Source organism: Marinactinospora rubrisoli, from assembly GCF_042664915.1.
Classification (GTDB): domain Bacteria; phylum Actinomycetota; class Actinomycetes; order Streptosporangiales; family Streptosporangiaceae; genus Marinitenerispora; species Marinitenerispora rubrisoli.
The window spans coordinates 158529-171280 of record NZ_JBHTBH010000014.1; the positions used below are offsets into that span (position 1 = coordinate 158529).

11 protein-coding genes are annotated in these 12752 nt (G+C 73.9%); 10 read left to right on the forward strand and 1 reads right to left on the reverse strand.

What is annotated here, in order from left to right; translation table 11 throughout:
- Window positions 1-148: 148 nt before the first annotated feature.
- From ACFQRF_RS24725 to rfbH, 5 genes are all read left to right on the forward strand, one after another.
- Window positions 149-727 (forward strand): PadR family transcriptional regulator, encoded by a 579-nt coding sequence (locus tag ACFQRF_RS24725; protein WP_379873581.1) that lies wholly within the window; start codon window positions 149-151, stop codon window positions 725-727.
- 287 nt (window positions 728-1014) lie between these two features.
- Window positions 1015-2229, forward strand: coding sequence for a DUF418 domain-containing protein (locus ACFQRF_RS24730; RefSeq protein ID WP_379873582.1), 1215 nt, complete (start codon window positions 1015-1017; stop codon window positions 2227-2229).
- Between the two features lie 425 nt (window positions 2230-2654).
- Entirely contained in the window at window positions 2655-3611 is a 957-nt protein-coding gene (locus ACFQRF_RS24735; protein WP_379873610.1) for an ATP-binding cassette domain-containing protein, read from the forward strand.
- Window positions 3608-4456, forward strand: a complete 849-nt coding sequence (locus tag ACFQRF_RS24740) for an ABC transporter permease (protein WP_379873583.1) — start codon at window positions 3608-3610, stop codon at window positions 4454-4456. Before ACFQRF_RS24735 ends, ACFQRF_RS24740 begins: the two co-directional genes overlap by 4 nt.
- A 140-nt stretch (window positions 4457-4596) precedes the next feature.
- Entirely contained in the window at window positions 4597-5901 is a 1305-nt protein-coding gene (rfbH, locus tag ACFQRF_RS24745; RefSeq protein WP_379873611.1) for a lipopolysaccharide biosynthesis protein RfbH, read from the forward strand.
- Between the two features lie 24 nt (window positions 5902-5925).
- Here the strand turns inward: rfbH and ACFQRF_RS24750 are convergent, their stop codons facing one another.
- Window positions 5926-6972 carry a hypothetical protein gene (locus ACFQRF_RS24750; protein ID WP_379873584.1) on the reverse strand — a complete coding sequence of 349 codons (1047 nt, stop codon included), beginning with the start codon at window positions 6970-6972 and terminating at the stop codon, window positions 5926-5928.
- Window positions 6973-7214: 242 nt separating this feature from the next.
- Between ACFQRF_RS24750 and ACFQRF_RS24755 the strand changes: the two genes are divergently transcribed.
- The 5 genes from ACFQRF_RS24755 to ACFQRF_RS24775 are packed head-to-tail and all read left to right on the forward strand — an operon-like array spanning window position 7215 to window position 12702.
- On the forward strand, window positions 7215-8432 hold the full coding sequence (locus ACFQRF_RS24755; protein ID WP_379873585.1) for a cytochrome P450 family protein: 1218 nt from the start codon (window positions 7215-7217) through the stop codon (window positions 8430-8432).
- Window positions 8433-8477: 45 nt separating this feature from the next.
- Window positions 8478-9761, forward strand: coding sequence for an activator-dependent family glycosyltransferase (locus ACFQRF_RS24760; protein ID WP_379873586.1), 1284 nt, complete (start codon window positions 8478-8480; stop codon window positions 9759-9761).
- 47 nt (window positions 9762-9808) lie between these two features.
- Complete coding sequence (locus tag ACFQRF_RS24765; RefSeq protein WP_379873587.1) at window positions 9809-11104, forward strand: activator-dependent family glycosyltransferase; 1296 nt, start codon at window positions 9809-9811, stop codon at window positions 11102-11104.
- A gap of 39 nt (window positions 11105-11143) precedes the next feature.
- Window positions 11144-11770 (forward strand): dTDP-4-dehydrorhamnose 3,5-epimerase family protein, encoded by a 627-nt coding sequence (locus tag ACFQRF_RS24770; protein WP_379873588.1) that lies wholly within the window; start codon window positions 11144-11146, stop codon window positions 11768-11770.
- Entirely contained in the window at window positions 11767-12702 is a 936-nt protein-coding gene (locus tag ACFQRF_RS24775) for an NAD-dependent epimerase/dehydratase family protein (RefSeq protein WP_379873589.1), read from the forward strand. The genes ACFQRF_RS24770 and ACFQRF_RS24775 overlap by 4 nt, the downstream gene beginning before the upstream one ends.
- The last annotated feature ends 50 nt before the right edge of the window (window positions 12703-12752 follow it).

Below are 12752 nucleotides of genomic sequence, written 5' to 3' on the forward strand. Positions count from 1 at the left end.
ACGGGATCGCCCGCCCGGCGGGCGATCCGGTCCCGCGCGGGGGAGCGGTAGGGGCGAACCGGGATGATCACGACTGGTTTAGCCTTGGGGGAACGCCCGGCCGCGGGCGCGGCGCGAACCACGTGATCGAGGGGGACCGAGGGAAACGATGTCGGCGACACGGCTGCTGGTCCTCGGTGTGGTACGTCGGATCGGCCGCGCGCACGGCTATCTCGTGCGCTCCGAGCTGGTCTCCTGGGGCGCCGAGGAGTGGGCGAACGTCAAGTGGGGTTCGATCTACCACGCGCTGCGGCAGCTCACCAAGGAGGGGCTGCTCTCCTCCACCGAGATCACCGAGTGGCCGGGCCGGGTGGACTACGAGATCACCGAGGCCGGCGAGGAGGAGTTCCTCCGCCTGCTCCGCGACGCGCTCCGCGGGCCCGAGCACCGGGCCGACATCCTGGGCGCGGGGCTGGCGCTGCTGCCCGCTCTGCCCAGATCCGAGGCGGTCGGGCTGCTGAGAGCCCGGCTGAGCGGACTGGAGGCGCAGCGCGACGAGGTGGCCGGCCGGCTCGAACGCCTCTCCGGCGGCGACCTGCCGCACATCGGCGAGCTGCCCCGGTTCCAGTTGCACGGCATCGACAGCGCCGTCGAGTGGACCCGCGGGCTGATCGAGCGCCTGGAGTCCGGCCGCTACGCCATGGCCGGCGACCAGGACGCCGACCGCCCGGCCGCGCCGCACGGCTGACCGTCACCACCCGCACGCCGGCTCGGCCGGGCCGATGTGGTCCACCCGAGAGAGGGACGGTCCCGCACCGGTACTCAAACTTGTGCACGGAGCGCCGATCGCTTATCCTCGTCCGGGTGCCCAAATTTGAGTATCGCCATTTGGGCGGAGGAGGGGTGCGTGGCCGAGTGCGAGTGCCGGGGCAGGGCCCGGCACGCCACGACGAAGCGATCAGGAGGACGCTTGGCGACCGACGTCGTCGAAGTGTGGAGGGACACCGGAGCACCGACCGACCGCGGGGGGATCGGATGAGCGAGACGGTGTCGCAGTTCGCGGAACGGGCGGAGCCGCGGCCGGGAGGCGCCGCCCGGACCGGAACACCGAAGGAGAGGTACCTCACCCCGGACCTGGCCAGGGGGGCGATGCTGCTGGTCATCGCCCTGGTGCACGCCCACATGTTCCTGCGCGGCAGCATCGGCGTCATCCGGGGGTACCCCACCGAGCAGTCCGCGGTGGACATGGTGGCCTCGGCCGCGCTCACGGTGTTCGCCGACGGCCGCGGCTACCCGATGTTCGCGGCGCTGTTCGGCTACGGCATGGCCCAGATCCTGGCCCGGCAGCGGGCCGGGGGGCAGGTGTGGCCGGCCACCCGCCGGCTGCTGCGGCGGCGCGGCTGGTTCCTGCTGCTGTTCGGGTTCGCGCACGCGCTGCTGCTGTTCTCGGGTGACATTCTCGGGACCTACGGCGTCATCGCGCTGCTGTTCGTGGTGACGCTGCGGACGCCCGACCGGCGGCTGCTCGCATACGCGGCGCTGTGGTACGTCGTCGGGGCGGCCATCTACGCGGCACTGTGGTTCTCCATCGCCGCGGAGGCGACGGGGTCCGGGGCGGCGCTGGTCAACTCCGACGCCCCGCTGCTCGACGCCGTCTACCGGCTGAGCACGTGGCCGGCCAGCACCGTGCAACTGGTGACCGCCTCGCTCTGCCCGTTCATGGTCGGGGTCTGGGCGGCGCGGCGGCGGCTGCTGGAAGAGCCCGAACGTCACCTGGCGCTGCTGCGGCGCACGGCCGGGGCCGGCATCGGGCTCGCGGTGGCGGGCGGGCTGCCGCTGACGCTGGTCACCACTCAGCTCTGGCCGGAGCCACCGGCCGCGCTGGCGCTGACCTTCGTCGCCCTGCACACGGTCACCGGGTACGCGGGCGGCCTGGGCTACGCGGCGGCCATCGCGCTGCTCGCGGTCCGGATCGGCCGGCGCCGGGGTCCGGTCGTGCGGGCCGTGGCGGCCTGTGGCGAGCGGTCGATGTCGTGCTACGTGTGGCAGTCCGTGGTCTGGATGGCGGTGTTCGCGCCGTACACCCTGGACCTCGGACCGCGCATCGGGGTCGCCGGGTCGGTCGCCGTGGGGGTGGCCACCTGGCTGGCCGGGGTCGTGATGTCCGACCTCCTGCGCCGCGCCGGGCGGCGCGGTCCAGCCGAGGCGCTGCTGCGCCGGCTCACCTACGGGCCGAGGGCGGCCCGCTAGACCGGCATCGGCCGGACCTGGGCCGCCGTTCCACCGTGCCGCGAGATCGCGGCCGGCGGGGCGGCGGCCCCTCGCGCGGCGGGACGCACCGAAAGGCGTGGGGACATGCGGCGAACCCCGGGCGGACGCACCCCCACCCTCGTATACTCAAACTTGTGCATCAGGTCAGATCTCGCATATTCTTGCGGGGTGCCCAAATTTGAGTACCACGGCGCGAGTCGATCTCCGGCGCGGACCTCCCGCTCGCAGCCGCTCCGGCCGGCAGCCCCGCTTCGCAGTCGCCCGGGCCGGCCCCTCCGACCGGCCTGTTGAGCCGCGGACCAGCATCCATCTTCGAGGAGTCTGCTTTGGATTCGCCCAACTCTTCCCGCTCCGCAGCCGCTCGGGACTCTTCCCGCTCCGCAGCCGCTCGGGCTGACACCGCCATCGAGACGGCCGGTCTGGTCAAGGTCTTCGGCGACACCCGCGCCGTCGACGGCGTCGACCTGCGGGTACCGGCCGGAGTGGTCTACGGCATCCTGGGGCCGAACGGCGCCGGCAAGACCACCACCATCCGCATGCTCGCCACCCTGCTGCGGCCCGACTCCGGCACCGCGCGGGTCTTCGGCCACGACGTGGTCCGCGAGCCCGACGCGGTGCGCAGCCGCGTCAGCCTCACCGGGCAGTTCGCCTCCGTCGACGAGAACCTCACCGGCACCGAGAACCTGGTCATGCTGGCCCGCCTCCTCGGCCACTCCTGGGCGGGGGCCAAGGCCCGGGCGGCCGAACTGCTGGAGGCGTTCGACCTCACCGAGGCGGCGGGCCGGCACGCCCGCACCTACTCCGGCGGCATGCGGCGCCGGCTGGACATCGCGGCCAGCATCGTCGTCACCCCGGACCTGATCTTCCTGGACGAGCCCACCGCCGGGCTCGACCCGCGCAGCCGCAACCAGGTGTGGGAGATCGTCCGCGCCCTGGTGGCCGCCGGCACCACGGTGCTGCTCACCACCCAGTACCTCGACGAGGCCGACCAGCTCGCCGATCGCATCGCGGTGATCGACCACGGCAGGGTCATCGCCGAGGGCACCAGCGGCGAGCTGAAGTCCTCGGTCGGCTCCGGCGCCGTCCACGTGCGGCTCGCCGACGCCGGCCGGCGCGGCGAGGCCGAACAGGTGCTCGCCAAGACCCTCGACGCCGCCGTGCACCTGGAGTCCGACCCCGTGGCGCTCTCCGCCCGGGTCTCCGACCCCGAGCGCGTCGCGCACGCCCTCGCCGAGCTGTCCCGCGCCGGGGTCGCGGTCACCGAGTTCTCCCTCGGCCAGCCGAGCCTGGACGAGGTCTTCCTCGCCCTGACCGGCCGGCCGGCCGAGGCCACCGACACCGCCGAGAAGGGGGCAGCATGACCACGACACCGATCCCGGGCCCGGGGCCGGCCGGTGAGGAGGCACTGCGCCGGGCGCTGGGCGCCCGCACGCGGCCGCCCCGCCCCGGACCGCTGTCGGCGTCCCTCACCCACAGCTGGCGCACCCTCACCAAGTTCCGCAGCAGCCCGGCGCAGCTGATCGACATCGTGCTGATGCCCATCGTGTTCCTGCTGATGTTCACCTACCTGTTCGGGGGCGCGTTCGCCGGGTCCACCAGCGACTACCTGCAGTTCTTCCTGCCGGGCATCCTGGTGATGACCGTGGTGCTCATGACGGTGTACACCGGCACCGCGCTGAACACCGACATCACCAAGGGCGTCTTCGACCGGTTCCGCACCCTGCCGTTCTGGCAGCCCGCCACCATCGTCGGCAATCTGCTCGGCGACCTGGTGCGCTACACCATCGCGCTGACGATCACCACCGGGCTGGGGCTGCTGCTCGGCTTCCGGCCGGCCGGCGGACTCACCGGCGTGCTGCTCACCATGCTGCTGCTCATCTGCTTCGCCTTCAGCGTCGGCTGGATCTTCGCCGCCCTGGGCGTCGTGGTGCGCTCGCCGGAGTCGGTCTCGGGCACCAGCATGATCGTGATGTTCCCGCTGATCTTCACCAGCAACGTCTTCGTGGACACCGCCACCATGCCGGGCTGGATGCAGGCCATCGTGTCGGTCAACCCGGTCAGCCACGCCGCGACCGCCGCCCGCGGCCTCATGCACGGCACGGCCACGCCCGGCCAGCTCGGCCTGGTGCTGCTCACCTCCGCGGCGCTCATCGTGGTCTTCGCGCCGCTGACCATGTACCTGTACCGGAACAAGAACCGGCGCTGAGGTGCCCCGATGCCGGTGGGGCGGCCCGCCCGGGCCGCCCCACCGGCGCATCCCGTACTGTGCCCTCCCACCGCCGCTCAAGGGGTCCTCGACCGTCCGCGCCGAGGCTGGCCACAGACACCGCGAGCGGAGAGGTGACCATGACACCGGACGCCAAGGCACGCGTGCTGGAGCAGGTCCGCACGTTCCACCGGGAGCGGCAGCAGCCGGCGTTCGTGCCCGGCGAGACCCCCATCCTCCCCTCCGGCGCGGTCCTGGACGAGGAGGACCGGGTCGCGCTCGTCGAGGCCGCCCTCGACATGCGCATCGCCGCCGGCCCCAGCGCCCGCCGCTTCGAGCGCGAGTTCGCCCGCCACTTCGGGCTGCGCAAGGCGCACATGGTCAACTCCGGATCCTCGGCGAACCTGCTGGCGCTGACCGCCCTGACCTCGCCCAAGCTCGGCGACCGGCGCCTGCGGCCCGGCGATGAGGTGATCACGGTCGCCGGCGGCTTCCCCAGCACCGTCAACCCGATCGTGCAGAACGGCCTGGTGCCGGTGTTCGTCGACCTCGAACTGGGGACCTACAACGCCACGGCCGACCACGTCGCCGCGGCGCTGTCGGGCCGCACGCGGGCGATCATGATGGCGCACACCCTCGGCAACCCCTTCCAGGCCGAGGAGATCGCCCAGATCGCCGCCGAGCACGACCTGTTCTTCATCGAGGACAACTGCGACGCCGTCGGCTCCACCTACCGCGGCCGCCCGGCCGGGACGTTCGGCGACCTCTCCACGGTGAGCTTCTATCCCGCCCACCACATCACCAGCGGCGAAGGCGGCTGCGTGCTCACCGGAAACCTCGAACTGGCCCGGATCGTGGAGTCGCTACGCGACTGGGGCCGCGACTGCTGGTGCGAGCCCGGCACCGACAACACCTGCCTGAAGCGGTTCGACTACCAGATGGGCAGCCTGCCCAAGGGCTACGACCACAAGTACATCTTCTCCCACGTCGGATACAACCTGAAGGCGACCGACCTGCAGGGCTCCCTGGTGCTCAGCCAGCTCCGCAAACTGCCGGAGTTCGGCCGGATCCGCCGCCGCAACTGGACGGCCCTGCGCAGCGGCCTCGACGGCCTGCCGGGGCTGCTGCTCCCCGAGCCCACCCCGGGCAGCGATCCGAGCTGGTTCGGCTTCCTCATCACGGTGCGCCCGGACGCCCCGTTCGCCTGCGCCGACCTGGTCGCGTTCCTGGAGGACCGCCGGATCGGCACCCGCCGCCTCTTCGGCGGCAACCTGGTCCGCCACCCCGCCTACGAGGGCGTCCCGTACCGGGTCTCCGGCGAGCTGACCAACTCCGACACCGTCACCGAGCACACGTTCTGGATCGGCGTCTATCCGGGCATCACGCCGGAGATGACGGACTACATGGTCGCCTCCATCAAGGAGTTCGTCGTCCGGTACCGCTGACCACGCGGCGTTGCGGGCCGGACATCACTCCGGAAACGATCGCTCGCGCGCCTCCCGGGACTCGGCGATGGCCTGCAGGACGTCCTCGGGAGTGACGGACGACCGGGCGGCGATCATTCGAGCCCGCGCCACCACCTCCAACGTCACACCCGGCAGGTGAACGTCGCCGGAGCCGTCCCGGCGGCTCAACTCGCTCAGCGCCTCGGCGCGGTCCTCACCGCCGGCACCACGGTCGCGCACGACGGCGAGCAGGTCGGCATCGGCCGGCGCCGCCAGGCGCTCCCGCAGGTACTCCAGGCGGCGGCCCGGCTCGCCGCCCCGCACGTCCCAGGAGTCGGCCAGCCGCTGCACCAGCTCCCGATGGGTCGCCAGGTGGCGGTGGGCGAGTACCTCGCCCGCCTTCAGCCGGATCCATGGGTCGGCGTGCTCCGTGAAGCCGACGACGACGGCGACCGCCTCCGTGCCCGGAGCCGCGCCGATCGCGTCGAGGGCGTTACCGCGCTCGTCCTTCTCGGCGCGCTCGTCGCCCGCGATGGCCCGCAGCACGTCCATGAGCCGGCGATCGGGCGGCTCGGCCCCGGCCAGCGCGCTTTCGGCCGCCCACAGGCCCGCCTGCCGCGTCTCCGGGTCGTCGCTGATCTCCAGCGCCCCGGCGATCAGCTCGGCGTCGGACGCCTCCACCACGTGCATGAGCGCCCACATCGCGCTGGCGTGGCTAGCGCCCGCGCTGACCCGGAACCGGAAGCCGCCGACATCCTCGGCCTGGTCCTCGGCGGGGAATGGTGGCCGCGCCAGCAGCTCGCGGGCGCGCTCGCGGACCTCGTCGTCGTGTGCGCCGTACGGGCTGCTCGGGCCGTGCCGGGTCAGCGCTTCGGCATGGTGGTAGTGGTCCAGCGCGATCGCCACGGCCGGGACGTGCCCGCTGCGCAGCAGGGCCAGGAACGCCTGGTCGCGCTCGGGGTAGGCGGCGTCGTGAGCGGGGTTCCGCAGCACGTCGTGCGCGGCCTCCAGCTTCGGGTCGGCGAGCCGGTGGCCCTCCCAGTGGATCGGGCGGGTCAGGAAGAGCTGCACGGCTGCCACCTTTCGGGAACCCGGCTTCATTGCCGGGGGACGCGCAGGCGACTCTCCCAGCCGCCCCTCCAGGTCGGCAACCGGTTATCGGCCGTGCCGCGCGACCCACCGCCCCACGGCGTCCTCCCGCGTCCCCTCATCTCTCCACGTCGGCTTGAGCGGTCTTCGATACCCGGTTCCTAACGTGAACGGTGGCCGGCTCACGGCTCGGCCACCGATCCGCGTACGAGAAGGGAACCGTTGTGACACTGGCGGCCAGCGCCGTGGGGCGTCGTCTGCACCTCGTCCACGGAACCCGGTGGGTCCACGGCGTCAACGGCGACGCCTACGCCCGGCTGCTCCGCGGCTTCGACGACGACCCGCACCCCGCCTACGACGAGATTCGCCGGCGCGGCCCGCTGTGGCGCAGCCGGACCGGCGTGTGGGTGACCGGCCGGCAGCGCGTCGCCGCCGAACTGCTCGGCCACCCCGCGCTCGCCGAGCGGGCACCCGACGGGTTCCCGGTCGCCGACGGCGTCCTGCCCGAGGACGCCGCCGCCCCCCTGATCGGCGCGGCCGAGACCGACGGGTTCCGCGCCCGCACCGCGCACGTGCTCGGCGCCGACGCCGTGCCGGAGTACCGGCCGCGCGTGGCCGAAGCGTGCGCGCGGCTGCTGGCCGGGCTGGGAACGGAGCTCGACCTCGCCGCCGACGTCGCGGCCCGGCTGCCGGGCGAGGTGCTCGCCGACCTGTTCGGGCTGACCGGCGCGCGGCGCCGCCGCTTCGCCGACGGATGCCGGCACGCCGCCGTCGCCCTGGACAGCCTGCAATGCCCGCAGACGCTCGCGGTGACCCGGCGCATGCGCGCGGCCCTGGACGACCTGGCCGCCCTGCTCACCGGCCCCGCCACGGGCCCGGCCGGCGGTGTGCTGTCCGCCCTCGCCGACGCGGCCCCGCCGGAGGAGGCGGCCGGGCTGCGGCTCCCCGTGGCGGTCACCGTGCTGGTCCACCGCACCACCGCCGTCCTGCTCGCCAACGCCGCCCTGGCCGCCCTGAGCCGGCCGGGGGAGTGGACCCGCCTCGCCGACGAGCCCGGGCGGGCCGCCCGCGTCGTCGCCGAGACCCTCCGCCACGATCCGCCGGTCGCCGTCCAGGCCATGACGGCCCGCACCGGCCTGAAGGCCGCCGGCCGGCACATCCCGCCCGGCGACCGGATCGCCGTGGTCATCGGCGCCGCCAACCGCGACCCCGACACGGTCCCCGACCCGCGCGGCTTCGCCCCGGACCGGACCGGCACGCCCGTGCTCCACCCCGCCCTCCTGCACGACCTCGCCGCCCCGCTCGTGCGGGTCCAGGCCGAGACCGCGCTGGCCACCCTGGCCGCCCGGCTCCCGGCACTGCGCCGAACCGGCCCCGTCCTGCGCGCCCGCCGCGCCCCGGTCACCCGCGCCCCGCTGCGCGTGCCCGCCCGCACCGCCTGACCCCGCCCACCGGACCCGACCGCCGCACACGGCCGAGAGAGGCGCATGAAGGTCCTGTTCACCTCCCTGCCCCACAGCACGCACTACTACCCGATGGTCCCCATCGCGTGGGCGCTGCGCACCGCCGGACACGAGGTCCGGGTCGCCAGCCAGCCCGAACTCACCGACACCATCACCCGCACCGGGCTGACCGCGGCCCCCGTCCAGTGGAGCGGCGGCGACCCACTGGACGCCGCCCTGCTCGAAGGCATGCACGAGGACGCCAGCCGGCACGTCCAGGAGTTCGACCACGCCCGCCGCGACCCCGACCAGTGGACCTGGGAACGCCTGCTCGCCCTGGAGACCATCATGGTGCCCGGCCTGTGGGCCGCGCTGAACACAGACGCCATGATCGACGACCTCCTGGCGTTCGCCCGCGCATGGCGGCCCGACCTCGTCGTCTGGGAGACCTACACCATGGCCGGCGCCGTGGTCGCCCGCACCGTCGGCGCCGCGCACGCCCGCATGGTCTCGTCCGTCGACGTCACCATCCGCGCCCGCCAGGAGTTCCTGCGCCTGGCCCGCGCCCAGCCGCCCGAGCACCGCGAGGACCCCGCCGCCGAGTGGCTCACCTGGACCCTGGAGCGCGTCGGCTGCCCGCACGGGTTCCACGAGGAGCTCATCACCGGCCAGTGGACGATCGACTGCACCGCGCCGGCCACCCGCCTGCCACTCGGGCTGCCCACCGTCTCGGTCCGCCAGGTGCCCTACAACGGCCCCTCCGTGCTCCCGGACTGGCTGCGCGAACCGCCGCGCCGCCCCCGCGTGTGCCTCACGTTCGGCGTCTCCGGCTCACTGGCCCCCGACACCGTCGCCGCGATCCTGACGGCCGTCGCCGAACTCGACGCCGAGATCGTCGCCACGATCGACGCCGCCACACGCGAAAGCCTGGCCGGACTCGCCGCGATGCCGGACAACGTGCGCGTCGTCGACTTCGTCCCCATGAACGACCTGCTGCCCACCTGCGCCGCCGTCGTCCACCACGGCGGCGTCGGCACCTCCGCCACCGCCCAGCTCCACGGCGTCCCCCAAGTCATCGTCCCGTTCGGCTGGGACACCACCGCCATGGCCGACAACCTGGAACGCGCCGGAGCCGGCCTCGGCCTGCCCGTGACCGCCCTGTCGCCCGAGGCCCTGCGAGACCGCGTCCACCGCGTCCTGACCGAACCGGCGTTCGCCGACGGCGCCCGCCGGCTGCGCGAGGCGGCCCTCGCCGAACCCGCACCCAACGACATCGTCCCGATCCTCCAACGGCTCACCGCCCGGCACCGGACCCCCGGCGCCGGGTGATGCGCCCACCGCACCAGCAGCGCAGCACTCGACAGGATGGGGAACCCATGCGGGTCCTGTTCACCACGTTCGCCGAGAAGTCCCACCTCTTCCCCCAGGTACCGCTGGCGTGGGCCCTGCACACCGCCGGCCACGACGTGTGCGTCGCCAGCCAGCCCGACCTCGCCGACGCCATCACCAGCACCGGGCTCACCGCGGTACCGGTCGGCGAGCCGCTCAACCTGAGCGAGGCGATGGAGGACGTGAACGAGAACTACGGCGACGACGGGGACATCACCGAGGCCGACGCCGGACTCGACATGAACGAACTCCGCCCCGACCGGCTCACCTGGGACTACGTGCTCAGCGTCTTCACCGCGATGACCGCCGCCGTCTTCCAGAACTCCTCACCCGAGCCGACCATGGACGCCCTCGTCGACTACGCCCGCGAATGGCGCCCCGACCTCGTCGTCTGGGACACCATGACCTTCGCCGGGCCGGTCGCCGCCCAGGCCACCGGCGCCGCGCACGCCCGGCTGCTGTTCGGCCTGGACCTGCTGGGCCGGATGCGCGCCACCTTCCTCGACCTGCTCGCCGGCCGCCCACCGGAACTGCGCGACGACCCCATGCGCGAATGGCTCACCTGGAGCGCCGAACGCTACGGCGGCACCTTCACCGAGGACATGGTGACCGGCCAGTGGACCATCGACCCCACCCCCGGCTCGATGCGGCTGCCCGTCGACCGCCTGCACTACGTCCCCGTCCGCTACGTCCCCTACAACGGCCAGGCCCGGATCCCCGGCTGGCTGCACGAAACCCCCAAACGCCGCCGGGTCTGCCTCACCCTCGGCATCGCGCACCGCGAAGTGATGGGCAGCGACCGCACCTCCATCGGTGACCTGCTGGAGGCGGTCGCCGACGTCGACGCCGAGGTGGTCGCCACCCTCAACGCCAAGCAGCTCGCCGCGCTGGACCACGTCCCCGACAACGTGCGCGTCGTCGACTTCGTCCCGCTCAACGCCCTGCTGCCCACCTGCTCGGCGATCATCCACCACGGCGGATCCGGCTCGTTCAGCACCGCGCTGGCGCACGGCGTCCCCCAGCTCGTCCTGCCCGACATGGTGTGGGACAGCGGGATCAAGGCCGACCGCCTCGCCGAGGCCGGCGCCGGCCTGGTCATCCCCGACGGCCGCACCGTGTCCCCCGCCCGCCTGCGCGCCCAGCTCGTCCGGCTGCTGGACGAGCCCTCCTTCGCCGCCAACGCCGCCCGCCTCCGCCGCGAAATGCTCGGCACCCCCACGCCCAACAACATCGTGCCGGTCCTGGAACGCCTCACCGCCGCGCACCGCGCCCCCCGGCTGTGAACCCCCGCCGGCACGGACCACCGACCCCCTGGAGACCGCATGCACGCACGCCCACTCGCCGTCGAGGGCGCCTACGAGTTCACCCCGAAGATCCACCGCGACGACCGCGGCCTGTTCGTCTCCCCGTTCCAGGAACACGCCTTCACCGACCGCATGGGCCACCGGCTCTTCCCCGTCGCCCAGACCAACCACAGCCGGTCCCGGCGCGGCGTCATCCGCGGCGTCCACTTCACCGTGACACCGCCCGGCATCGCCAAGTACGTGTACTGCGCCCGCGGCGAAGCCCTCGACATCGTCGTGGACATCCGGGTCGGCTCGCCCACCTACGGGCGCTGGGACGCCGTCCTGCTCGACCAGCGCGACTTCCGCGCCATGTACTTCCCCGTCGGGGTCGGCCACGCCTTCATCGCCCTCAGCGACGACACCGTCATGTCCTACATGCTCTCCGGCGAGTACGTCCGCGAGAACGAGCTCGCGCTGTCGGTGTTCGACCCCGAACTCGGCCTGCCGATCCCCGACGGAATCGAGCCCGTCCTATCCGAACGCGACCGCGCCGCCCCCACCCTCGCCCAGGCGCACGCCGACGGCGTCCTGCCCACCTACTCCGCCAGCACCCGGCAGGAGGACGCCCTGCACACCGGCCGCGAACGGGTGCCGGGCTCGTGACCCGCCCGCCCGCCGCCCCGCCCGCTCCCCGGGTGGCCGTGCTCGGCGCCACCGGCTGCGTCGGCCGGCAGGTCTGCGCCGAATTCGCCCGCCACGGCGCGCACGTACTCGCCGTCGCCCGCCGCCCCGCCCCGCACACCGCCCCCCACTCCTTCCACCCGCTCGACGTCGCCGCCGCCGACCCGGCCGACACCGCGCGGCTGCTGCACGACGCCCGCGTGGACGCCGTCGTCAACGCCACCGGAGGGTGGGGCAGCACCGAGGAGGAGATGACCTACGCGCACGTCCGTCTCGTCGACCGGCTGGTCACGGCCCTGGCCCGCCTGCCCCACCGCCCCCGCGTCGTCCAGGTCGGCTCCGTGCACGAGTACGGGCCCGTCACCCCCGGCACGCTCATCGGCGAGACCACGCCCGCCCGGCCCACCAGCGCCTACGGCCGCACCAAGCTCGCCGGCACCGACGCCGTCCTGGCCGCCACCCGCGCCGGCGACGTCGACGGCGTGGTGCTGCGCGTCGTCAACGTCTGCGGCCCGCACCCGCCGCCGGCCAGCTTCCTGGGCACCCTCGTGCACCGGCTGCGCGCCGCCGCACCCGGCGACGACCTCTCCCTCACCGTCGCCGACGCCCGCCGCGACTACGTCGACGTCCGTGACGTCGCCGAGGCCGTACGGCTCGCCGCCACCGCCCCCGCCACCGGACGGGTGATCAACATCGGCCGCGGCGAGGCCGCCGAGGTAGGGGAACTCGTCCGCCTGCTGCTCGCCGCCGCCGACCTCCCCGCCGGGCCGCTACGGACCGGCACCGGCGTCGCGAGCAAGGGCGGCGACTGGACCCGCGCGGACATCCGGCTCGCCGCCCGGCTGCTGGGCTGGCGCCCCCGCACCGACCTGCCCGCCTCCATCGCCGCCATGTGGGCGGCCAGCGCCCCCTGACCACCGCACCCCACCGCCGTCCCACGCCGCCCCCGCGGCAGCGGAGCCGC